This is a genomic window from Mesorhizobium sp. M4B.F.Ca.ET.214.01.1.1 (assembly GCF_004791545.1).
Lineage (GTDB): Bacteria > Pseudomonadota > Alphaproteobacteria > Rhizobiales > Rhizobiaceae > Mesorhizobium > Mesorhizobium abyssinicae.
The window spans coordinates 1-329 of sequence record NZ_SRUX01000192.1; the positions used below are offsets into that span (position 1 = coordinate 1).

At 61.4% G+C, this 329-nt stretch carries 1 protein-coding gene; it reads left to right on the forward strand.

Features of this window, described 5'->3' with window-relative positions; translation table 11 throughout:
• The coding region (locus tag EN857_RS33850; RefSeq protein ID WP_135897716.1) for a TadE/TadG family type IV pilus assembly protein at positions 1 to 326 on the forward strand (326 nt) is incomplete at its 5' end.
• Positions 327 to 329 lie beyond the last annotated feature (3 nt).

Consider the following 329-nt stretch of genomic DNA (forward strand, 5'->3'; position numbering starts at 1 on the left):
TTGCGTACGGCATCTATTTTGGCGCCGCCAATTCGATACAGCAAATTGCAGCCGACGCCGCCCGGACGGCTATCGCCGGGGTGAACCAGACCGAGCGCCAGACGCTCGTGGCCAGCTACCTCGCCAACAACGCCGGCGGTTACCCCTTCGTGGACGCCAGCAAACTGACCTACCAGGCCAATGACAGCGTTGCCGACGGAAGCCAGTTCGTGGTGTCCATCTCGTACGATGCCCGCAACCTGCCGATCTGGAATCTGTTCCCGGGCATAGCCATGCCAGGGACGACCATCAGGCGTCAGTCAACGATCAGGGTCGGGGGTATCTGAATG